The following is a 23,382-nucleotide window of genomic DNA, read 5'->3' as shown; positions in this document are numbered from 1 at the left end:
TCGACGCTCTGAGGACAAACTTGAGAACGCAAGGCCGCCGCGCCCAGGGCGAGGCGGCCCGTCACTTTCACAAACGGGCAGCAGCTTCATGCGGGTACCTCGCTTTGGCGCCGGTGTCGCCGAGGCAGGGCATGGGCGGTGAAAGGGTTGAAAGCGTCGCTCATGGGGTTCACCTCAGATCAGGCCCGTCAAGGACCTATCGTCGTCGTCAAGCTCGCGTCTCAAAGCTTGCAAATGAAGGCTCAGGCCTTCTGATTTCGCCAGAGCTGCAGTGGGAGGCGGCGGTTCGCCGGCGCCGCTCCCGCTCAACAAGCGATCGCTCGGGCTGCTCAGCAAGTCGACCAGCTGGGGCAGTGCTTGGACTGAGTTCGCGCCGCCGGCGCTGTCGCTGGCCTTGGCAAACCAGACATCGGCCATGTCGTGGCTGCGGCCATCGGCGCTTTCATAGCTGGACACCAGGCCCAGCAAATTGCCCTGGTCCATGACCGTGCCCCTCTGTGCTTGCAGATTCAGGGCCGTGATGCCCAGCTCATCCAGGGTTTTGAGTTCGCCGGCGTCGCTGCGTCCGTCGCTGTTGCCGTCGACCCAGATGCGCAGGTCCTTGAAGGCGGCGTCCCCCTGGTCCAGGCGCTGGTCAAAATTCAAGTCCAGATCGCGCATGGCGAGGAAGCCGTTGGCAGCACGGCTGCCGTCGGCCAGCAGGGTGCCGGAGCCGAACAGCTCGCGGCCGCTGTTGATCTGTCCGTCGCCATTGCGGTCCATGACCAGCAAGCCATCCTGTGGGGCGGCCCAGGCCCATTGCGCGCTCTTGCCGGTGCCGAACAGGTCGAACTGCACCCCATCGGCCGCGGCCAGGGTGTGCACGCCGTCGCCGTTCAGGTCCAGCACGATGGGGGTGGCGGATTGCAGGGCGTCGAGCTGTTCGGCCGAGAAGCTGGCCAGCGCCGCATCGGAGAAGGACAGGATCTGCCCCATGTTCAGCTGCGCCAAGTCTTCCGGGTCAAAGCCGATCACCTGGTCGGTGGTCAAGCTGTGGATCTGCTCGGTGCTCAGCCCGGCCATCTGTGCGGTGGTGAAGGCCTGGATGTCGTCGCTGTGGAAATGATTGAGCTGCTCGGTCGACAAGCTGCCAAGCTGGCTGGAGCTCAGGGCCGCGATCTGCTGGGTGCCCAGGGCCTCAATGTCGTCGCTGCCCAAGGTCGCCAATTGGTCGGTGCTCATGGCCCGAACGTTGGCGGTGCTGAGCACTGAGATCTGCTCACTGCTCAGTGCTGCGAACTGGTCGGTGCTCCAGCCCATCAAGGCTTGGCTGCCCAGCGCGCGGATGTCCTCGGTCTGGATGGCCGCAATGTCGGCCGCCTCGATCCCCTGCATCTGCACCGAGTTCAGCACTGCGAACTGAGCGCTGTTCAAAGCACCGATCTGCTCGGAGCTGAAGGCTGCGAGGTCCTCCGAGGCCAGGCCGCGCACGGCACTGCTGCCCAGCGCCGAAATCTCGTCGCTGGCAAAGGTCGCGAGCTGCTGTGTGCCGAAAGCCGCCACCTGGCTGGAGCTCAGGCCACTGATCTGTTCGCTGTCCAGGGCCCTGACGTCGTCGGTTGCCCAGCTCTGCATCTGGCTGCTTGTCAGAGCGCTGACCTGCACGCGGCTCAAGGCGCCCACCTGCTCGGTGTCGAAGGCATTGAGCTGCTGGCTGTTGAAGCCGCGCAGGGCAAAGATGCTCAGGGCCGCGACGTTCTCGGTGCTCAGCTGGGCCACCATATCGGTGCTGAAGCCTTGCAGCTGCACGGAGGTGAAGCCACGAATCTGCTCGGTGCTGAAGGCATTGAGCTCGTCGCTGCTGATGGTGGCCACCTGGGCCGAGGTCATGGCGGCGAACTGGCTGTTGGTCAGGATCTTCAATTGCTCCGAGGTCAGGGCCCGGAACTGCTCGGTGCTGAGCGCCTGGACGGCAGCGGTCGAGAGCTGGCGCAGGTCTTCGGTCTGCAGGCGGGCGAGCTGGTCGGTGCCGATGCCCTGGACCTGGGCCGAGGTCATGGCCGCCGATTGGTCACTGCTCATGGCAATGATCTGGTCGCTACCCAAGGAGCGGATCTGGGTCGAACTCAAGCCGCGCCAGGCAGCGGTGCTGATGGCTGCAAAGTCTTCCGTCGTCAGCGTGCGGATCTGTTCGGTGCTCAGCGCTGCGATCTGGGCCGAGCCCAGGGCATTGAACTGGCTGCTGCTCAAGGCATTGAGGTCATCGCTGCCCAGGCCCTGGATCTGGGTCGTGGTCAGCGAATTCACCTGGTTGCTGCTGAGCGCCTGAATCTGGTCTGAGCCCAGTGCCGCCAACTGGCTGCTGCTCAGCGCGCGCAGGGCGCTGCTGTTGAGAGCGCGCAGGTCTTCGGTTTGCAGGAAGGCCAGTTGCTCGGTGCTCAGGCCTGCAATCTGGCTGCTGTTCAGGGATGCGCTCTGCGTGGTGCTCAGGGCCTTGATCTGTTCGCTGCCCAGCTGGCTGATCTGCAGCGAGCTCAGACCGCGCAGACCGGCGGTGCCGATGGCGGCGAAGTCGTCCGTGGCCAGCAGCTTGAGCTGATCGCTGCTCAGCGTGGCGACCTGGCTGGATGCCAGGGCCTGGTATTGCGTGGTCGTCAGCGCGCGCAAGTCTTCGCTGGTCAGGCCCATGAACTGGGTGCTGGTCAAGGCGTTGATCTGGGCGGTGCCGAGCTGGGTCAGCTGATCGGACGACAAGGCCGCGATCTGCTCGGTGCTCAGCGCGCGCAAGCCGGCGCTGGACAGGGACTGCAAGTCGTCGCTGGCCAGCTTGCTGATCTGCTCGGTGCTGAAGCCAGGGGTCTGTGCGCTGCCCAGCGAAGCGATCTGGTCCGTGCTCAGGGCCAGGATTTGCTCGGTGCCTAGGGCGCCCAGCTGGCTGGAGCTCAAGCCACGCAGACCGCCCGTGCCAATCGCGGCCAGGTCATCGCTGTTCAGGCTGCGCAGCTGCTCGGTGCCCAGGGCCGCGATCTGGCTGGAGGCGATGGCGGCGAACTGCTCGCTGCTCAGGGCATTGAGGTCTTCGCTACTCAGGCCGCGGATCTGTGTGCTGGTCAGGGCATTGATCTGGTTCGTGCTCAGGGCCACCAACTGATCCGAGCCGAGCGCGGCGATCTGGTCCGTGCCCAGATTGCGCAGCGCATTGCTGCTCAGCGCGCGCAGGTCGTCGGTGGCGAAGGCCGCGATCTGGTCGCTGCTGAAGCCCTTCATCTGGCTGCTGGTCAGGGTGGCGGCCTGGGCCGTGGTCAGGGCACGGATCTCGTCGGTGCTGAGGCTGCCGAGCTGGTTGTTCGGTGAGGTCACCAGAGCCGCCACCTGGGCGGTGGTGAGCGCGCTGATCTGATCACTGTTCAGCGCCGCGAACTGATCGCTGGTCAGCATGCGGATCGTGCCGGTGCTGAGCGCGCGCAGGTCATCGGTCTGCAGGCGGGTGATCTGCTCGGTGCTCAGTCCCAGGACTTGCACGCTGCTCAGCGAGGCCGCCTGGGCGGTGCTCAAAGCGATGATCTGGTCGCTGGTCAAGGCGCCCATTTGTGTGGAACTCAGGCCTCGCAGGCCAGCGGTGCCGATGGCCGCGAAGTCCTCGGTGCTCAGGCTGCGCAATTGATCGCTGCTCAGCGCGGCCATCTGGGCCGAGTTGATGGCGGCGAACTGCTGGCTGGTGAGCGCGTTCAGGTCCTCGCTGCGCAAGCCCTGAACCTGGGTGCTGGTCAAGGCATTGACCTGAGCGGTGCTCAAGGCTGCGATCTGATCTGAGCCCAGGGCCGCGAGCTGATCGGTGCTCAGGGCGCGCAATGCGGCGCTGTTCAAAGCACGCAGATCATCGCTGGCCAGCTTGGCCATCTGCTCGCTGCTGAATCCGGCCACCTGGGCGCTGCTCAGGGTGCTGGCCTGCGCAGTGCTCAGGGCGATGATCTGGTCGCTGCTCAGCACGGCCAGCTGGGTCGAGCTCAGTCCGCGCAGGCCGCCCGTGCCGATGGCGGCAAAGTCTTCCGTGCCCAAGGTGCGCAGCTGTTCGGTCGTCAGCGCCGCGATCAGGCTGGAGCTGATCTGGCGCAGTTGCTCGCTGCTCAAGGCATTGAGGTCATCGCTGGCCAGGCTGCGGATCTGGTCCGTGCGCAGGGCATTGATCTGGGCCGTACCCAAGGCGCCCCATTGATCACTGCTGAGTACCGCCAGTTGGTCGCTGGACATCGCCCGCAGGGCGGCCGAGTTCAGAGCCATCAGGTCGTCAGTGGCAAGCTTGCTGATCTGCTCTGTGCTCAGGCCAGTCACCTGGGCGGAGCTCAGCGAAGCGGCCTGGGCGGTGGTCAGGGCGACGACTTGCTCGCTGCTCAGTGCGGCCATCTGGGTCGAGCTCAGGCCCTTGAGCCCGGCCGTGCCGATGGCGGCGAAGTCCTCGGTGCTCAGCGCTCGCAGCTGCTCGGTCAGCAGGGCTGCGACCTGGGCGGAGTTGATGGCCTTGAACTGGCTGCTGGTGAAGGAATTGAGGTCGTCGCTGCTCAGCGACTGCATCTGGGTGCTGGTCAATGCATTGACCTGGGTCGTGGTCAATGCGGCCAGCTGTTCGCTGGTCAGGGCGGCCAACTGGTCGGTGCCCAGGGCGCGCAAGGCGGCCGTCTTCAGGGCTCGCAGGTCTTCGGTGGCCAGGGCGGCGATCTGCTCGGTGCTGAGACCCCGCACCTGGGCGCTGGTGAAGGCTGCCACCTGGGCTGTGCTGAGCGCGCGAATCTCGTCGCTGCTGAAGCTGGCCAGCTGGTTGATGGGCGCGCTGCCCAGCGCGGCGATTTGTGCTGTGCTGAGGCTGGCCACCTGGTCCGAGCTCAGGGCCTGCAATTGCTCGCTGCTCAGCGACTTGATGACCGCGCTGCTCAAGGCGCGCAGGTCATCGGTCTGGAGCGCGGCAATCTGCTCGGTGCTCAAGCCTTGCGCCTGGCTGCTGCTCAAGGCCGCGGCCTGGGCCGTGCTCAGGGCGACGATTTGCTCCGTGCTCAGCGCGGCGATCTGTATTGAGCTGAAACCTTTCAGGCCGGCACTGCTGATGGCCGCAAGGTCTTCGGTGCGCAGGCCATGGACTTGTTCTGTGGTGAAGGCCGCAGCCTGGGCTGAGTTCAGGGCGCGGAACTGGGCCGTGGTCAAGGCGTTCAGGTCCTCGCTGCTCCAGGTTCTGATTTGCTCACTGGTCAAGGCATTGACCTGGGCCGTGCGTAAGGCCGCGATCTGCTCGGAGCCCAAGGCGCCCAGCTGTTCGCTGCGCAAGGCACGCAGGGCGGCGCTGCTGAGCGCGGCCACGTCTTCGCTGGCCATCGTGCTGATTTGATCGCTGCTGAGGCCGGCGACCTGGGCGCTGGTCAGCGAGGCCGCTTGCGCCGTGCTCAAGGCCTTGATCTGGTCGCTGGACAACCAGCCCAGCTGGGTCGAACTGAGCCCGCGCAGGCCGCCGGTGCCGATGGCTGCGAAGTCGTCGGTGGCCAGGCTGGCCAGCTGCTCGCTGCTCAAGGCTGCCACCTGGGCCGAGCTGAGCGCACGGAACTGTGCCGTGCTCAGGGCGCCCAGATCTTCGCTGCGCAGGCTTTGGATTTGGCTGCTGCTCAGGCCATTGACCTGGGCCGTGCTCAGAGCCGTGATCTGGTCCGAGCCCAGGGCGGCCAGCTGATCGCTGCTCAAAGCGCGCAAGGCGCTGCTGCTGATGGCCCGCAAGTCATCACTGGCCAGCTTGCCGATTTGTTCGGTCGTGAGGCCGGCCACCTGGGCGCTGTTCAGCGTCGCGGCTTGAGCCGTCGTCAGCGCCACGATCTGATCGCTGCTCAGCACGGCCAGTTGGGCCGAGTTCAAGCCCTTGAAGCCCATCGTGCCGATGGCAGCCAGGTCTTCGGTGTTGAGGCTGCTCAGCTGTTCGGTGCTCAGGGCGGCCACTTGGGCCGAGCTGATGGCGCGGAACTGCGTGGTCGTCAGGGCATTGAAGTCTTCCGTGCCGAGGCTGCGCAGCTGGGTCGTGCTCAGGGCGTTGACTTGTGCCGTGGTGAGCGCTGCGAACTGGTCCGAACCCAGGGCTGCCAGCTGTTCGCTGCTGAGCGCGCGCAGGGCGCCGGAGTTCAGGGCCCTCAAGTCATCGGTTGCCAGCTTGCTGATCTGCTCGGTCGTCAGACCGGCCACTTGGGCGCTGTTCAGCGAGGCGGCCTGCGCCGTGGTCAAGGCGACGATTTGATCGCTACCGAGGGCGGCCAACTGGGTCGAGCTCAAGCCCTTGAGCCCGGCCGTGCCGATGGCGGCGAAGTCTTCGGTGCTCAGGGCGCGCAGCTGCTCGGTCAGCAGGGCGGCGACCTGGGCGGAATTGATGGCCTTGAATTGGCTGGAGGTCAGGGCGTTCAGGTCTTCGCTGCTCAGCGACTGCACCTGCGTGCTGGTGAGGGCATTGACCTGCGCGGTGCCGAGTGCGGCGAACTGGTCCGAGCCGAGCACGGCCAGCTGGTCGGTGCCCAGGGCGCGCAAGGCATTGGTGTTGATCGCACGCAGATCCTCGGTCGCGAAAGCTGCCCATTGTTCGGTGCTCAAGCCGCGCACTTGCGCGCTGTTGAGCACGGCAGCCTGGGCGGTGGTCAGGGCGCGGATCTCGTCCGTGCTCAGGGCCGCGAGCTGGTTGACCGGGGTGCTGGTCATGGCCGCGATCTGCGCTGTGGTGAGCACGGCGATCTGGTCCGAGCCCAGGGCGGCGATCTGCTCGCTGCTGAAGGCCTTCAGTGCGGCCGTGCCCAATGCGCGCAGGTCGTCGGTTTGCAACTGATCGATTTGATCGATGCTCAGACCGCCCACCTGGGCGCTGTTGAGGGACGCAGTTTGGGCTGTGGTCAGGGCGATGATTTGCTCGCTGCTCAGCGCGGCGATCTGGCTGGAGCTGAAGCCGCGCAGACCGGCGGTGCTGATCACAGCGAAGTCTTCGGTGCTCAGCGCGCGGATCTGATCGGTGCTCAGCGCGGCGGTCTGGGCCGAGTTCAGGGCGCGGAACTGGGCCGAGCTCAGGGCTCCGAAGTCCTCGGTGCCCCAGGCGCGAATTTGGGTGCTGGTCAGCGCGCTGACTTGTGCGGTCGTCAGGGCGGCGATCTGGTCGGAGCCGAGTGCCGCCAGCTGATCGCTGCTGAAAGCGCGCAGGGCGCTGCTGCTGATGGCCCGCAGGTCATCGGTGGCCAGCTTGCTGATTTGTTCGGTCGTCAGGCCGGCCACTTGGGCGCTGTTCAAGGCAGCCGCTTGAGCCGTCGTCAGCGCGACGATCTGATCGCTGCTCAGCACGGCGAGCTGGGTCGAGCTCAAACCCTTGAAGCCGACCGTGCCGATGGCGGCAAAGTCTTCAGTGTTGAGGCTGCTCAGCTGTTCGGTGCTCAGGGCGGCCACCTGGGCCGAGCTGATGGCGCGGAACTGGGTGCTCGTCAGGGCATTGAAGTCTTCCGTTCCGAGGCTGCGCAGCTGGGCTGTGCTCAGGGCGTTGACCTGCGCGGTGGTGAGCGCGCCGAACTGGTCCGAACCCAGAGCCGCCAGCTGTTCGCTGCTCAGCGTGCGCAGGGCGCCGGTGTTCAGGGCCTTGAGGTCCTCGGTCGCCAGCGTGCTGATCTGTTCGGTCGAGAAGCCGGCCACCTGGGCGCTGTTCAGCGCGGCGGCCTGCGCCGTGGTCAGGGCCACGATCTGCTCGCTGCTGAGGGCAGCCAGCTGGGCCGAGCCCAGGCCCTTGAGCCCGGCTGTGCCAATGGCGGCGAAGTCTTCAGTGCTCAGGGCGCGCAGCTGCTCGGTCAGCAGGGCGGCAACCTGGGCGGAATTGATGGCCTTGAATTGGTTAGAGGTGAGCGCATTCAAGTCCTCGGTCGCGAGGCCTTGAATCTGTGTGCTGCTCAGTGCATTGACTTGGGCCGTGCCCAGGGCGGCGAACTGGTCCGAGCTCCAGGCGCCGAGCTGATCGGTGGCAAGCGCGCGCAGCGCGCTGCTGTTGAGTGCGCGCAAGTCCTCGGTCTGGAAATGACGTACCAGCTCGCTGCTGAGCGAACGAATGGCAAAGCTGCTCAGGGAAGCGAATTGCTGGCTGGTCAGCGCCTGGATTTGATCGCTGGAGAACGCCGCCCAGTCTTCGCTGGAAAAGCGAGCGAGCGTGCGCGTCCCCAGACCGGCGATCTGGGTTGTCGTCAGGTGCGTGACCAGAGTCGTCATGATTGGCTCACCGGCTGCGTTGCCATGGCGCTGCGCCCGCGAATTGCGTTCCGGGCGGCGGCGTGAAAGGCCTGGGTCTGGCTGGAGTTCCTGCTCGTCATTGCGCTCGCACTCGGCTGCGCCCACCCCGGCCCAGGGGCATGGCGACTGGCCTGAACAGGCGTTTGCACGCGACGCATCGGGCGAGTGCTGCGTTCAGCAGCTCCCGTTCGCGGCGCGGCTAATCCCATAAAAGAGCAGACAAACAGGGTCTTTTCCAAGCACCGTTCGGCTGCCCGCGTGCTAGCGATTTCGGCGCTGGTCCAGAGGACTTGAGCGCTCGAGTTCGCCAGGACGGCGGTTTGACACAGGGCGGCGGTGTTCATGAAAAATTTGACCTCAAGTTTTTTCCAGGTTTGCCGATGCTAGAGATGGACGCCTTGCGCGAAGGCCCCATAAACGGGGCCATTCCTCGCCTGTTCGCGTCCTATGGTGTGGGGGTGTGCGGTTGTAATGTGCAGACCGCAAGCTGCGGTGAGCCCGAGCGCGCCCTGAGCCATGCACATCACCACCTTGATCCCGGCCTACAAGACCAAGTACCTGCAGGAGCTGCTGGCCGGCCTGCTCACGCAGACCCATAAGTCGGACCGCATCATCGTGTCCGACGACAGCCCCAACGGCGAGTTCAGCGAGGCCCTGCGTTCACCGCGTTATGCCCAGTGGGTGGCGGCCTTGCCGCTGGAGATTCACCGCGGGCCCCGTGCCGGCGCGTATGAGAATTTCAAGCATCTGGTCAAACTCTGGGACGGCAGCGGTGAGCTTTTTCACATCCTGCTCGACGACGATGTGATCTTTCCCGACTTCTACACCCAGCATCTGGCGGCGCACGCCATGGCCGAGGTGTCCTGCAGCATCAGCGCGCGCTGGACCGCCAATGAGCGCGGTCAGCCCATCGAGGGCATGCCGATTCCCGAGGCCATCTTCAGCTCCAACAACCGCATGCTGTCGGTCGGGCCGAATGCCTTGTTCAGCAGCACCGTGCCCCTGTGTCAGAACTGGCTGGGCGAGTTTTCCAACTGTGTGGTGCGGGCGCGTTGCGCCGAGCTGCTGGCACAGCCGGCGTTCGGCGAGGTGTCGTATGCCGGCCTGTGGGACCTGGGCTTCTTCCTGGCGGCCAGCCTGCAAGCGCCAGTGGCCTATATCCAGGACCGGCTGGGCTATTTCCGTGCCGGTGGAGAAGGGCACTCGGCCCAGTTCAATGGCCCCCATATGAAGGGCGCACATCTTGGCTTTGTCGCCCTGGCGATTGGCGGCCTGCGTCTGGGCAAGCTCAGTGAGGCACAGGCCCAGCTTTGCTACCGCGGCATTGGCAATGCCCTGAGCAAGGGCTATGCCGAGCAGGCCGATATGCAGGGCTTCGCCCAGCTATTGCCACGCATGGCCGCCGGTGAACCCGGCAGCGAGGCCGAGTTCCTGCTGGCCTGGCGCCAGTTCCTCGACACCCACGGCTTCTGAGCCCCGGCCCACTGTCATGAGCATGCAAAACCGTCTGGAACGCTGGCGTGGTCTGATCTCGCGCAGCCCGCCTTTCGAGCTCGAGACCTGGGTGCGCGCGCTGCTGGTGCACTACTTCTTTCATGTCTCCGACAAGGGCCGGATCGAGATCAGCGGGGCCGGCTCGCGCAATCTCAACTTCCTCACACCCACAGTGCTCAAGGGGGCAGGGCGCATTCGCCTGAGCACCAGCACGGTCTTCGGTGTGCCGCGTTCACCGGGCAGCTATGCCTGCAGCTACGTCGAGGCGCGCACGCCCGACTCGCTGATCGAAGTCGGCCCCGGCACGGTGTTCAACAACCGCTTGAACTTGATTTCGGAAGGCGCTGCCATCCGTTTCGGTGCCAACTGCCTGGTTGGTGCCGAACTGCAGGTCATGGACAGCAATCTGCACGACCTGCGCCTGGACCACCGCCGCGAGCCCGACCCGCAGCCGGCCGAAGTTGTCATTGGCGACGAGGTCTTCATCGGCTCGCGTGTGACCATACTCAAGGGTGTGCGCATCGGTCGCGGTTGCGTGATCGCGGCCGGATCGGTGCTGTCTCCGCATTTCCAGGCGCCCGAACTGTCCATCGTGGCGGGCAATCCGGCGCGGGTGGTGGGGCGGGTGGAAGAGAGGCCTGCCGGAAGCGCCTGAGTTCAAGGAACGAGGTTCGCGGAGCCTCTCTACTCGCGCAGTGCGGGTGCTTGCGAAGCATCTGCTGTGCTGTCAGGGGTAGCTTGCGGCACAAAGCAGCCGTTAAAGGCTGGGCTTGTGCCAAGGGGCGTCGGGCGAGTGCTTCCGCTCATGTCCTCCGGCCTGTGCTGCGCCCAGGCCTCCCCCTTTACTTCGCTTCAGCACTCACCCGACACCCCTTGTCAGGTCCACCGCTCGGCGTTTTCGTCGAATGAGCGCGGCCTCGCTGGATCGGGACGGCTGGGTGCTCTGCGAAGTGAAGTAAAGGAGGAGACCCCAGCCGCAGGGTGGGGGCGGGGGACATGAACGGAGTAGAGCGCCCAGTCGGCCCGATCAAAACCGGACCTAAGGGCTGCTATCTGCCGGCTCCCGCCACTGAATCCAGTAGTCCGCCATCCTGCCCTCAAACGAGGGCATCCCCCATCAGGACTCGTCGCCCAAGCGCAGCAAGTAAGTGTCTTCCACGCGCTTGGCCCGCTCGACGCGGCGGCCGAGTTCGTTCACGGCCAGGTGCAGGTCGATGGAGCCGTTGCGCGCCATCATGTCTTTCAATGCATCAGGAATGTCGTAGCCAATGCTGGAGGGCACTTCGGCAGGGTCGTGCCTCTGCGGCGACAGGCCGGTGTATTCCCAGGAGCCCAGCATCGAGCGTTTGGCCCAGTGGTCGCTGGCGGCGACGGCTGCACCCCGGTCGACGGCGCGGCAGACGATGGAGATGAAACCGCACTCCTTGCCCGGCACATGCAGGGGGCTGTTCGAGGGGTGGCGGCTGTAGAGGCAGTCGATGGGCGCGAAGTTGAAGTAACGCAGCATGTACTCGAGCAGCGGAATGCTCGGGTACCAGAAGGTGTTGGGCTCGGTCTGCAGCTTGCCGGCGGTGTTGAAGTGCATCAGGTCCGACTGCTCGTTCACCACATTGGTGGACAGCATGAAGAGGCCGTTCTTCTTCACCAGCGGCCGGGCGCTGGCCAGGGTGTGCATGGGCGAGAACACGTGGTACAGCACGCCCGAGAGGTTCACATAATCAAACGTGCCATCGGCCGCCAGCTTTTGCGACAAGTCGTACATCAGGCCGACCTCGCGGAAGTCCCAGCTGGCGCCGTAGACTTTTTGCAGCAAGTCCATCTTCTCGGCGCAGTGCGGCACGGCGTCGGCGGCAATGATGCGTTTGGCACCCTTGCGGTGCATCAGCACCGGGATCACACCTTCCATGCTGCCCAGGTCCAGGCAGTCCTGGCCTTGCAGATGGGCGTTGCGCATCAGCATGCGCGGCATATAGGGGAAGTCGGCGGGGTAGGTGCCCTGGGCCACCAGGTCGGGGGCCAGTTGCACGGTGTAGTACCACCATTCCTTGACGGACTTTTCCAGTGCCTCGCGTGTGACCATGATCGCGGCTCTCCTTGCTCGCCTGTTCGGCTGGTTCCAGGGGAGGTCCACCGGACGGCGCGCTGGCATGCAAGAGCATCAGCAGTCACCACTCTGAGGACCCGAATGCCGTGCAGTTTGCACGCCATGCCAGGGCGCGAAGAGGCAGTGGAGCGGGGCGCTATCGGCCCAATTCAGGGCTTTGGCCGGCTTGGCTCAGGCCTGCGTCGCGGCAGCCAGGCCGTTGTCGAAGTGGGCCCGCATCAGTCGGGCGGCTTCGTCGGCGTGCCGCTCACGCAGGGCTTTCATCAGCATGCGGTGCTCTTTCAGCGAGTCCTGCAGCCGGCCCTGTTTAAACAGCGAGTGGTGGCGGTTCAACTTCATGACGCGCCGCAGGTCGGTGACGATCTGCTGGCGCCAGCGGTTGGCCTCGATTTCCAGCAGGCGCAGATGAAAGCGCTCGTTGGCGGCGAAGAAAGCGTCGCGCTCGGCCACTTGGCGCTCCAGCTCCTCATGCAGGGCCTGCAACTCGGCCAGGTCGGTATCGCTGCCCTGGGCGGCCACGCGGGCGGCCGCGTCGCTCTCGAGCAGGGCCAGCAGCTGGTAGGCCTCGCGTACATCGCGCTCGCTCATCTCGGTGACATAGGCGCCGCGGCGCAGTTTCATGGTCACCAGGCCTTCGACGGCCAGCACCTTGAGCGCCTCGCGCATGGGCGTTCGGCTGATGCCCAGTTCGCCGCAGAGTTTGAGTTCGTCGATCCAGGCGCCGGGCTCCAGTTGGCGACTGAAGATTTGTTGGCGCAGATGTTCCGCTACTTCTTGATAGAGAGCGCGGTGGGCCAGTGCGTGGGCAAGCGGGATGGCCGGAGCGGCCGTTCCGAGTGCCGGGCTGGGCTTGATCGAGCGAGGTTCGGCAGGCATGGTGGGGGTCCGTCGCCGTCAGTGTAGCGTCAATTCTGAATTTATAATTATGAATGATGGCCGCGCTATGATGGAGCGTCCGCAGGAGCCAAGAGATGTCTGAATCCAAAAAGCAAGCGTTCGAATTCCCGCAAGCCACGCTGGCGCAGTGGGAAAAAGCCGCCGCCAAATCCGCCCCTGGGGGCGATGTCTCGGCCCTGAACTGGCACACGCCCGAAGGCCTGACGGTCAAGCCGCTCTACACCGCGGCCGACACGGCGGGCCTGCCCTATGCCGACACCTTGCCCGGTTTCGAGCCCTTTCTGCGCGGCCCGCAGGCCACCATGTATGCGGTGCGGCCCTGGACCATCCGCCAGTACGCGGGCTTCTCTACCGCCGAAGAAAGCAATGCCTTCTACCGCAAGGCCTTGGCGGCTGGCGGGCAGGGCGTGTCAGTCGCATTCGATCTGGCCACCCACCGCGGCTACGACAGCGACCACCCGCGCGTGACCGGCGATGTCGGCAAGGCCGGCGTGGCGATCGACTCGGTCGAGGACATGAAGATCCTCTTCAACGAGATCCCGCTCGACAAGGTGTCCGTCTCCATGACCATGAACGGCGCCGTGCTGCCGGTGCTGGCGGGCTATGTGGTGGCGGCGGAGGAGCAGGGCGTTTCGCAGGACAAGTTGAGCGGCACCATCCAGAACGACATCCTCAAGGAGTTCATGGTCCGCAACACCTACATCTACCCGCCCGAGCCCTCGATGAAGATCATCGGCGACATCATCGAGTACACGGCGCAGAAGATGCCCAAGTTCAACTCGATCTCGATCTCCGGTTACCACATGCAGGAAGCCGGCGCCAATCAGGCGCTGGAATTGGCCTTCACCCTGGCCGACGGCAAGGAGTATGTGAAGACCGCCCTGGCCAAGGGCTTGGATGTCGATGACTTCGCGCCGCGCCTGTCCTTCTTCTGGGCGGTGGGCATGAACTTCTATCTGGAGATCGCCAAGATGCGGGCGGCGCGCTTGCTCTGGTGCCGGATCATGAAGGGCTTCGAGGCCAAGAACCCCAAGAGCCTGATGCTGCGCACCCACAGCCAGACCTCGGGCTGGAGCCTCACTGAGCAAGACCCCTACAACAATGTGGTGCGCACCACCATCGAGGCCATGGCCGCGGTCTTCGGCGGCACGCAAAGCCTGCACACCAATTCGCTGGACGAGGCGATTGCCCTGCCCACCGAGTTTTCATCGCGCATCGCCCGCAACACCCAGCTCATCATCCAGGAAGAGACCCACATCACCAGCGTGATCGACCCCTGGGCCGGCAGCTACATGATGGAGTCTTTGACACAGGATATGGCCGACAAGGCTTGGTCCATCATCGAAGAGGTCGAGGCCATGGGCGGCATGGTCAAGGCGGTGGACAGCGGCTGGGCCAAGCTCAAGATCGAGGCCAGTGCGGCCGAGAAGCAGGCGGCCATCGACTCGGGCCGCGATGTCATCGTCGGCGTCAACAAGTACAAGCTGGCCAAGGAAGACAAGATCGAGATCCTCGATGTCGACAATGTCCGTGTGCGTGACGGCCAGATTGAGCGGCTCAAGGCCATCAAGTCCAGCCGCGACAGTGCCGCCGTTCAAGCCGCACTCAATGCCCTGACCGAAGCCGCCAAGTCCGGCCAAGGCAATCTGCTGGACCTGAGCATCCAGGCCGTGCGCCTGCGCGCCACGGTGGGCGAGATCAGCGATGCGCTGGAGGCCGTCTATGGTCGCCACCGTGCCGACACGCAAAAGGTCACCGGCGTTTATGCCGCGGCTTATGACTCGGCCGAGGGCTGGGCCAAGCTGCAGGACGAGATCAAGGCCTTTGCTGACGCCCATGGACGCCGCCCGCGCGTGATGGTGGCCAAGCTGGGCCAGGACGGCCACGACCGCGGCGCCAAGGTGGTGGCCACGGCCTATGCCGATCTGGGTTTTGATGTGGACATTGGCCCGCTGTTCCAGACCCCCGAGGAATGCGCCCGCCAAGCGATCGAGAACGATGTGCATGCGGTTGGCATCTCGACCCTGGCCGCCGGTCACAAGACCCTGGTGCCGGCCATCATCGCCGCTCTGAAGGAACAAGGTGCCGATGACATCATCGTCTTCGTCGGCGGCGTGATTCCGGCGCAGGACTACGACATGCTCTATGAGGCCGGCGTCAAGGGCATTTACGGCCCCGGCACCCCCATCCCGGCCAGCGCCAAGGATGTGCTGGAGCAGATCCGCAAGTCGCTGACGGCCGCTGCGGCGTGACCGGCGCACGGAGCCGCGCATGAGTGCTTATCAGCTGCAGCCGGTGGCGGCCGAAGATCTGGACGCGCTGTTTCAATTGCGCATGGAGGCCTTGCGGCCCAGCCTGGAGCGTCTGGGCCGCTATGACCTGGCGCGCAGCCGTGAGCGATTCCAGACTTTGTTCGACCCGGCGACCATGCGCCATATCTGCCGCGGCAACGAGCGGGTCGGGTTCTTGATGCTGCGCGAAACGCCCGCGGGTGAAACCCCGGTCTTGCGCCTGGAGCAGCTGTATCTGCAGCCCGCGGCACAAGGCCAGGGCCTCGGCTCCTGGGTGCTCAGCTGGGCCAAGGACCAGGCGCGGCGGGCGGGCCTGAGCCTCAGCCTCTCGGCCCTCAAGCTCAGTGATGCCAACCGGTTCTATCTGCGTCACGGCTTCAAAGCGGTGGGCGAGAGCGAGTTCGACATCGACTACCTCTGGCGCTTGCCTGTCGCAGGTGAGGAGGCTCGCCTGGCTCAGGTGCCGGACGGCATTGCGCCAGTCTGGTCGGGCGTGCAAGGTGAGCGACCGGGGCGCGCATGACGGTTGCCTGGCACAACCCCAGCACCAGCCTGGCGCCGGCCCTGCTGGCCGGCCACGGCCCGCAGCAGCGCCGGGCCATGGCCAAGGCCATCACCTTGCTGGAGTCGACGCGCCGCGATCACCGCGTCCAAGCCGATGCCTTGCTGACCGAGCTGCTGCCGCACACAGGCAAGAGCTTTCGCCTCGGCATCTCGGGCGTGCCCGGCGTGGGCAAGAGCACCTTCATCGAAGCACTGGGCCTCTTTCTGATCGCACGCGGCCACCGCGTCGCCGTGCTGGCCGTGGACCCGAGCAGCAGCGTCTCGGGCGGCTCCATCCTCGGCGACAAGACCCGCATGGAGCGGCTCTCGATGGACGAGCGCGCCTACATCCGCCCCAGCCCCAGCAGCGGCACCCTGGGCGGCGTGGCCGAGAAAACGCGCGAGGCCATGCTGGTCTGCGAAGCGGCTGGTTTTGATGTGGTCATCGTCGAGACCGTCGGTGTGGGCCAGAGCGAAACCGCCGTGGCCGGCATGACGGACATGTATGTGCTGCTGCAGCTGCCCAATGCCGGCGATGATTTGCAGGCGATCAAGAAGGGCGTGATGGAGCTGGCCGATCTGGTCGTTATCAACAAAGCCGATCTCGATTGGGCCGCCGCCACCCGCGCCCAGGCGCAGATCGGCTCCAGCCTGCGGATCTACGGCTTCCATGGCCACAGCCACACGGACCACGCCACGGCGGGCAAGACCTGGCACCCGCAGGTGATGCAGCTCAGCGCGCTCAAGCCCGAGCAGGGCGAAGGCCTGGAGCGCTTCTGGGCCCAGGTGACGGCTTACCGCGAATTGCAACTGACCCAAGGCCACTGGCTGGCCAAACGCCAGCAACAGGCGCAGAGTTGGATGTGGGAGCGCATCCATGCCGGCTTGCGCCAGCAGTTTGCCGCCTCGCCGGCCGTGAGTGCCCAGCTGCCCCAGATCACCGAAGATGTGCTGCAAGGCCGCCTGGCGCCCTCGACCGCAGCACGCCAACTGTTGAATTTCTTCTCCGGAGACACACCCCATGCATGACATCCAACAAAGGCTGGAAGAAAAACGTGCCCAGGCCCGTCTGGGCGGCGGCGAAAAGCGCATTGCCGCCCAGCACAAAAAAGGCAAGCTGACGGCGCGCGAGCGCCTGGAGCTGCTGTTCGACGAAGGCACCTTCGAAGAATGGGACATGTTTGTCGAACACCGCTGCGTGGATTTCGGCATGGCCGACAACAAGATCCCCGGCGACGGCGTGGTCACCGGCTACGGCATGATCAACGGTCGCCTTGCTTTCAGCTTCAGCCAGGACTTCACCGTCTTCGGCGGCGCCTTGTCCGAGGCGCATGCCGAGAAGATTTGCAAGGTCATGGACCAGGCCATGAAGGTCGGCGCGCCGGTGATCGGCCTCAATGACTCGGGCGGCGCACGCATCCAGGAAGGCGTGGCCTCCCTGGGCGGCTATGCCGATGTGTTCCAGAAGAATGTGCTGGCCTCGGGCGTGATTCCGCAGATCAGCATGATCATGGGCCCATGCGCAGGCGGCGCGGTCTACTCGCCGGCCATGACCGACTTCATCTTCATGGTCAAGGACTCGAGCTATATGTTCGTGACCGGGCCCGAGGTGGTGAAGACGGTGACGCACGAGGAAGTGACGGCCGAAGAGCTCGGCGGCGCCGGCACGCACACCAGCAAGAGCGGTGTGGCCGACCTCAGCTTCGAAAACGATGTCGAAGCCATCCTGATGCTGCGCCGCTTCTTCAACTACCTACCGCTGAACAACCGCGAGAAGGCGCCGACCCGGCCCAGCGGCGACCCTGGCAACCGGCTCGATTATTCACTCGACACCCTGGTGCCGGAGAATCCGAACAAGCCCTATGACATGAAGGAGCTGATCCAGAAGACGGTCGACGACGGCGACTTCTTCGAGCTGCAGCCCGACTACGCCAAGAACATCCTGACCGGCTTTGCCCGCATGGAAGGCCAGACGGTGGGCATCGTCGCCAACCAGCCGCTCGTGCTGGCCGGCTGCCTGGACATCAAGAGCTCCATCAAGGCCGCGCGCTTTGTGCGCTTCTGTGATGCCTTCAGCATCCCGGTGATCACCTTTGTCGATGTGCCCGGCTTCATGCCCGGAACCAGCCAGGAGTACGGCGGCATCATCAAGCATGGCGCCAAGCTGCTGTATGCCTATGCCGAGTGCACGGTGCCCAAGGTGACCGTCATCACCCGCAAAGCCTACGGCGGCGCCTACGATGTGATGGCCTCCAAGCACCTGCGCGGCGACGTCAACTTCGCCTGGCCTAACGCCGAAATCGCGGTGATGGGTGCCAAGGGGGCGGTCGAGATCATCTTCCGCGAGGACAAGGGCGATCCCGAGAAGCTGGCCGCCAAGGAAGCGGAGTACAAGGCCCGCTTTGCCAACCCCTTTGTCGCTGGCGCGCGCGGCTTCATCGACGATGTGATCCAGCCGCATGAGACCCGCAAGCGCATCTGCCGCTCCCTGGTCATGCTCAAGGACAAGAAGCTGGACAACCCCTGGCGCAAGCACGGGAACATTCCGCTGTGAGAGACGCCAAGGCGCTTGTGGTGTGGACTGGGCTGATGCTTCTGGGCGGCGGCTTGCCGGTGCATGCGGCAGTGCCGGCGGCGGACTGCGTGGCGGCTCATGCCCAGGCCCATGCGTCTTCTGCCATGGCTGAGGCCCTGGCCGCGTCTGCGCCGGAAAGCGCCTCGGCGCAGCAGTTGTTCGCCGAATGCGCCTTGCAGCGCTACGGCGCATCGGCCGCCAGCCGCGTGGAAGCCTGCGGCAACGATCTGGCCAGCCTGCCGGTGATCCTGCTCTACCGAGTCGATGGCCTGTCGCGCAGCCAGGCCCTGGCCGATCTGCAGCGCGAAGGCGCGCTCAGCGATGGCAGCGAGTACGCGCAGCGCGCTCCGGCCATGCTGAGCTTTGCATACCAGGGCGCCGCAGCGGCCAAGGGACAGGGCGCCGCCTGGATCGAGCGCCGCGTCGTCGAGTGGACCGATCTCTGCCTGGCTGGGCGCCTGCGTTTTTCCGCACAGCGTTGACGCCGACCGAACAATTTTTGATGGGGACAAGACATCATGTTTGACAAGATTCTGATTGCGAACCGGGGTGAGATTGCTTGCCGAGTTATCAAGACTGCGCGCAAGATGGGCATCAAGACCGTGGCCGTCTACTCCGAGGCCGACAAGGACGCTCGCCATGTGGAGCTGGCCGATGAGGCCGTGCTGCTGGGTCCGGCGCCCAGCCGCGAGTCCTATCTGGTGGCCGACAAGATCATTGCGGCGGCCAAGCAGACCGGCGCGCAGGCCATTCACCCCGGCTACGGCTTTCTGAGCGAGAACGAAGAATTCGCGCGCCGGGTCGAGGAAGAGGGCATCGCCTTCATCGGCCCCAAGCATGGCTCGATTGCCGCCATGGGCGACAAGATCGCCTCCAAGAAGCTGGCCAACGCGGCCCAGGTCAACACCATCCCGGGCTACAACGAGCCCATCCTCTCGCCTGAAGAAGCCGTCAAGATCGCCCAGGGCATCGGCTACCCGGTGATGATCAAGGCCAGCGCCGGCGGTGGTGGCAAGGGCTTGCGCGTGGCCTTCAATGACAAGGAATGCTTCGAAGGCTTCAGCAGCTGCCGCAACGAGGCCCGCAACAGCTTCGGCGACGACCGCGTCTTCATGGAGAAGTTTGTCGAGGAGCCGCGCCACATCGAGATCCAGGTGCTGGGCGACAGCCAGGGCAACACGCTCTACCTGTGGGAGCGCGAATGCTCCATCCAGCGCCGCCACCAGAAGGTGATCGAAGAGGCGCCGTCGCCCTTCATCAGCGAAGCCACCCGCAAGGCCATGGGCGAGCAGGCCGTGGCCTTGGCCAAGGCGGTGAACTACCAGAGCGCCGGCACGGTGGAGTTCGTGGTCGGCAAGGACCAGAGCTTTTACTTCCTGGAGATGAACACCCGCCTGCAGGTGGAGCACCCGGTGACCGAGTGCATCACCGGCCTGGACCTGGTCGAGCAGATGATCCGTGTGGCCGCCGGCGAGCCGCTGAGCCTCAAGCAGGAGGACATCAAGCGCGAAGGCTGGGCGATCGAGTGCCGCATCAATGCCGAAGACCCCTTCCGCAACTTTCTGCCCTCCACCGGCCGCCTGGTCAAGTACCAGCCGCCGCAGGCCAATCTGGAGCAGGGCACGCTGACCCTGCAGGGTGAGAGTTATGCCTCTGAGAATTTTGGCGGAGTCCGGGTCGATACCGGCGTCTACGAAGGCGGCGAGATCCCGATGTTCTACGACTCGATGATCGCCAAGCTCATCGTCCACGGCCGTGACCGCAACGATGCCATCGCCAAGATGCGGGAAGCCCTGAATGGCTTTGTCATCCGCGGCATCTCCAGCAACATCCCCTTCCAGTCGGCCCTGCTGGCGCATGAGGATTTCAAGTCCGGCAACTTCAACACAGGCTTCATCGCCCAGCACTACGGTGGTGGCTTCCGCGCTGAGGATGTGCCGCACAGCGATCCGCTGTTCCTGGTCGCCCTGGCCGGCTTCATCCGCCGCAAGGCGCGCGAGCGCGAGGCCGGCATCAGCGGCCAGCTGCCGGGCCATGAGGTGCGCATTGAGCACGACTACGTGGCCCTTGTGTCCGAGGGCACGGCCGGTCAACAGGCCCGCCACGCCCTGCACATCTCCGAGTTCGTCGGCAATCTGGGCGAGGCGCTGGTACGCGTCGGTGAAGGCGCCGAGGCCAAGAGCTATCGCATCGTCTGCAACTCGCGCCTGAACGACATCCGCCTGACCGGCACCGTCAACGGCCAGCCTTTTGTGGCCCAGGCCGAGCGCGGCACGGCCAAGCAGCCGCTCGCCTACCGCCTGCAGCACAACGGCTACGCCATCCTCGTCAATGTGCTCTCGCCGCGCGCGGCCGAGCTGCAGGCCTTGATGCCATTCAAGGCACCGCCGGACACCAGCAAGTTCCTGCTCTCGCCCATGCCGGGCCTGCTGGTGCAGATCGCCGCGCAGCCCGGGCAGACGGTGCAGGCCGGCGAACGCCTGGCCGTGATCGAGGCCATGAAGATGATGGAGAACATCTTGATCGCCGAACGCGACCTCAAGGTGGCCGAGGTGCTGGCCAAGGTGGGCGAGAGCCTGTCGGTGGATCAGCTGATCCTGCGTTTTGAGTGAGGTTGATGGGTGAACAGGTGAATGGTTCACCAGGCGCGCAGCGCCGCTCACCTGTTCACACGTTCATTTCCTCTTCCCCTGCTCAGCAAACCGATTGAAACATTTCCTTTTGTGGTGTACCAAACATGAAGCCCTACAAGATCCTCGGCATCCAGCAGATTGCCATCGGTGGCCCCGACAAGCAGGCCTTGCGCAAGCTCTGGGTCGATGTGCTGGGTCTTGAGGTCACCGGCAACTTCGTCTCCGAGCGCGAGAACGTCGACGAGGACATCTGCGCCATCGGCCAGGGACCGCACAAGGTCGAAGTCGATCTGATGCAGCCGCTCGATCCCGAGAAGAAACCGGCCGTGCACACCACGCCGCTCAACCATGTCGGCCTGTGGGTGGACGACCTGCCCAAGGCCGTCGAGTGGATGACGGCGAACGGCGTGCGCTTCGCGCCGGGTGGCATCCGCAAGGGCGCGGCCGGCTACGACATCTGCTTCATCCACCCCAAGTCCAGCGCCGAGTTTCCGATCGGTGGCGAAGGCGTGTTGATCGAGTTGGTGCAGGCGCCCGCAGAGGTTGTCGCAGCCCTTGGATGATTGGGCAATCAACGGACAGCCATGGTCACAACATCTGATCCTCTGATCGGTCTGGCCGCCGGCCACTTGACGGGCCCACTCGTGCGCGCGCTCGGCCTGCCGCGCCCGCGCGCCTTGCGCCGCGAGACAGGTCCCTACCGCGGCGACGAGCTGCATGGCCGCCGCCTGGTGTTGGCGGCCATGCCGGGTGGGCATGCTGGCCAATCTGCTCGAGGCTTGCTCCAAGCTTTGGGTGCCAGCCTGGTGATGGAGACGGAGCTGGCCTCCGATGCGACAGCTCGCGTCGACATCGCCGTGTTTGATGCCACCGGTTGCCGAGAGGTTGCATCCCTTGCTCAGTTGCGTACCTTCTTTGCGCCGCTGCTGCGCCGCCTGGCGCCTTGCGCCAAGCTCTTGTTGCTGGCGCCCTGTCCGCTGGACGCCGCTCGCATCTCACCCGAGGCCGCGGCGGCCGCCCAAGGTATCGAAGGCTTTGTGCGCAGCCTGGCCAAGGAGCTGGGCCGCAGCCACGCAGCCACCGTCAATGCGTTGCAAGTGCCGGCTGCGACTGTGGGCGGCTTGCTGGGGCCATTGCGCTTCTTTTGCTCCTCGCGCAGCGCCTACGTGTCCGGTCGGATCCTGCGCTTGGAGGCCGGTCTGGGGGTACCTGCGGCTCCTGACTTCCCCACGGTCCCGGGGCGCTTGCGTGAGCGCTTGGCCGTGGTTACCGGCGCCGCGCGTGGTCTAGGCGCCGCCACCGCCGAGCGCCTGGCCGAGGAGGGCGCCCGCGTGCTGTGCATCGATGTGCCCTCGGCCGAGTCGCATTTGCGCGAACTGGCGCGGCGCATCCAGGGCGACGCCCTGAGCTTGGACATCACCAGTGCCGCCGCGCCCACTGTGCTTTGCGACTGGCTGCGCCAGCATCCCGGCATGGCTGTCGATGTGCTGGTGCACAACGCCGGCATCACGCGCGACCGCAGCCTGTTCAAGATGAGCGAGGCGGAGTGGAGCCAGGTCTTGGCTGTCAATCTGCAGGCCATCTTGGCCATCGATGGGGCCCTGGATCAGGCCGATTTGCTGGCGCCCGGCGCGCGAGAAATTTGCTTGTCTTCCATCAGCGGCATCGCCGGCAATGCCGGTCAGACCAATTACGCGGCCAGCAAGTCCGCCTTGATTGGCTACGTCGCCGCGCGCAGCACTCTGTTGGCCAGTCGCGGCGCCACCATCAACGCCGTGGCACCGGGCTTCATTGAGACAGACATGACTCGCCAGATCCCTTGGTTCATTCGCGAAGCCGGCCGCCGCCTCAACGCCCTGTCTCAAGGTGGCCAGCCCCGCGATGTGGCTGAGGCCGTCGCCTTCTTGGCTTTGCCCGAGTCAGGCGCCGTGCGGGGGCAGACCTTGCGGGTGTGTGGTCAGGCCTTGATGGGGGCTTGAGGCCTGCGGTTGTGGCCCTAGTTCGCTGTGATGGCTGTCGCCAGCGTCCACAGTGCCGCGCGATGGGCCGCCACCAGTGCATCCGTGCTGCCGTCGCCGGCCGGCACTTCAATGCGCTGCTCGCGCACCTGAGGCGGCTGACGGCCACTGGGGTCGACCCAAGTCCAGCGCGCTTGCAGCACGAGCAGCGGGCGTAGGCCGGTATCAGCGTCCAGCCTTTGGATGTCCACGCGCAGCTGCCGCTCGGCCCTGAGTCCCGGCGGCAGGGGCAGGCGCCAGATGCGGGCGCTGCCGAGCAGGCGCGCCAGATCTTGTTGCAGCAAGCGAGGGATGGCGTCGCGCAGAGGCTCGGCCCAGCGCTCCGTGGGCTGGACATTCAGGGTGGCCTGGCCACTGGGTCGGACGATGGCGTCGCGGTCCAGGTACTCGGGAATCTGGACCGGGCCCAGGGCCCAGATGCCCGTTGGCGATGCCGGCGCCACCAATGCTCCTGCTTCCAAGCCCGGTGGCACCTCAGCGCGCAGCTGAAAGTACTGCACCTTGGGTGAGCTGCCACAGGCGGCCAGCAGGCTGAGCCCGATCAGGACGGGGATCGTCTTCATGCGGCTGATGAATG

The 23,382-nt window shown here is 65.3% G+C and carries 14 protein-coding genes; 10 read left to right on the top strand and 4 right to left on the bottom strand.

What is annotated here, in order from left to right; translation table 11 throughout:
* Window positions 1–174 precede the first annotated feature (174 nt).
* On the bottom strand, window positions 175–8,229 hold the full coding sequence (locus ACQY39_RS16720; RefSeq protein WP_428508096.1) for a heme utilization protein: 8,055 nt from the start codon (window positions 8,227–8,229) through the stop codon (window positions 175–177).
* Window positions 8,230–8,766: 537 nt separating this feature from the next.
* Between ACQY39_RS16720 and ACQY39_RS16715 the strand changes: the two genes are divergently transcribed.
* A complete protein-coding gene (locus ACQY39_RS16715; RefSeq protein WP_428508094.1) occupies window positions 8,767–9,723 on the top strand; it encodes a glycosyltransferase family 2 protein in 957 nt (318 codons plus the stop codon).
* Window positions 9,724–9,739: 16 nt separating this feature from the next.
* Entirely contained in the window at window positions 9,740–10,399 is a 660-nt protein-coding gene (locus ACQY39_RS16710; RefSeq protein ID WP_428508092.1) for an acyltransferase, read from the top strand.
* Window positions 10,400–10,861: 462 nt separating this feature from the next.
* Here ACQY39_RS16710 and ACQY39_RS16705 read toward each other — a convergent pair whose 3' ends face one another.
* Complete coding sequence (locus tag ACQY39_RS16705; protein ID WP_428508090.1) at window positions 10,862–11,824, bottom strand: class I SAM-dependent methyltransferase; 963 nt, start codon at window positions 11,822–11,824, stop codon at window positions 10,862–10,864.
* Window positions 11,825–12,019: 195 nt separating this feature from the next.
* On the bottom strand, window positions 12,020–12,724 hold the full coding sequence (locus ACQY39_RS16700) for a GntR family transcriptional regulator (RefSeq protein WP_428508088.1): 705 nt from the start codon (window positions 12,722–12,724) through the stop codon (window positions 12,020–12,022).
* 95 nt (window positions 12,725–12,819) lie between these two features.
* Here ACQY39_RS16700 and scpA point away from each other — a divergent pair, with 95 nt between their 5' ends.
* The 8 genes from scpA (at window position 12,820) to ACQY39_RS16660 (ending at window position 22,766) form a co-directional block, all read left to right on the top strand.
* Complete coding sequence (scpA, locus tag ACQY39_RS16695; protein WP_428508086.1) at window positions 12,820–14,997, top strand: methylmalonyl-CoA mutase; 2,178 nt, start codon at window positions 12,820–12,822, stop codon at window positions 14,995–14,997.
* 19 nt (window positions 14,998–15,016) lie between these two features.
* Window positions 15,017–15,559: a GNAT family N-acetyltransferase gene (locus tag ACQY39_RS16690; protein WP_428508084.1), complete on the top strand. Its 543-nt coding sequence runs from the start codon at window positions 15,017–15,019 to the stop codon at window positions 15,557–15,559.
* Complete coding sequence (meaB, locus tag ACQY39_RS16685) at window positions 15,556–16,608, top strand: methylmalonyl Co-A mutase-associated GTPase MeaB (protein WP_428508082.1); 1,053 nt, start codon at window positions 15,556–15,558, stop codon at window positions 16,606–16,608. The genes ACQY39_RS16690 and meaB overlap by 4 nt, the downstream gene beginning before the upstream one ends.
* On the top strand, window positions 16,601–18,133 hold the full coding sequence (locus tag ACQY39_RS16680; protein WP_428508080.1) for an acyl-CoA carboxylase subunit beta: 1,533 nt from the start codon (window positions 16,601–16,603) through the stop codon (window positions 18,131–18,133). Before meaB ends, ACQY39_RS16680 begins: the two co-directional genes overlap by 8 nt.
* Window positions 18,130–18,636 (top strand): hypothetical protein, encoded by a 507-nt coding sequence (locus tag ACQY39_RS16675; protein WP_428508078.1) that lies wholly within the window; start codon window positions 18,130–18,132, stop codon window positions 18,634–18,636. The genes ACQY39_RS16680 and ACQY39_RS16675 overlap by 4 nt, the downstream gene beginning before the upstream one ends.
* A gap of 36 nt (window positions 18,637–18,672) precedes the next feature.
* Window positions 18,673–20,766, top strand: coding sequence for an acetyl-CoA carboxylase biotin carboxylase subunit (locus tag ACQY39_RS16670; protein WP_428508076.1), 2,094 nt, complete (start codon window positions 18,673–18,675; stop codon window positions 20,764–20,766).
* Between the two features lie 125 nt (window positions 20,767–20,891).
* The gene (locus ACQY39_RS16665) at window positions 20,892–21,350 is read left to right on the top strand and encodes a VOC family protein (protein ID WP_428508074.1); all 459 of its coding nucleotides are present in this window, start codon (window positions 20,892–20,894) and stop codon (window positions 21,348–21,350) included.
* Window positions 21,351–21,371: 21 nt separating this feature from the next.
* A complete protein-coding gene (locus ACQY39_RS16660) occupies window positions 21,372–22,766 on the top strand; it encodes a 3-oxoacyl-ACP reductase (protein WP_428508072.1) in 1,395 nt (464 codons plus the stop codon).
* Window positions 22,767–22,783: 17 nt separating this feature from the next.
* Here ACQY39_RS16660 and ACQY39_RS16655 read toward each other — a convergent pair whose 3' ends face one another.
* A complete protein-coding gene (locus tag ACQY39_RS16655) occupies window positions 22,784–23,368 on the bottom strand; it encodes a PqiC family protein (RefSeq protein ID WP_428508070.1) in 585 nt (194 codons plus the stop codon).
* Window positions 23,369–23,382: the final 14 nt, after the last annotated feature.

Source organism: Roseateles sp., from assembly GCF_965262435.1.
Taxonomy (GTDB): domain Bacteria; phylum Pseudomonadota; class Gammaproteobacteria; order Burkholderiales; family Burkholderiaceae_C; genus Paucibacter_A.
Note: the sequence above shows the minus strand (reverse complement) of the source record. Positions and strands in the feature narration are given on the sequence as shown.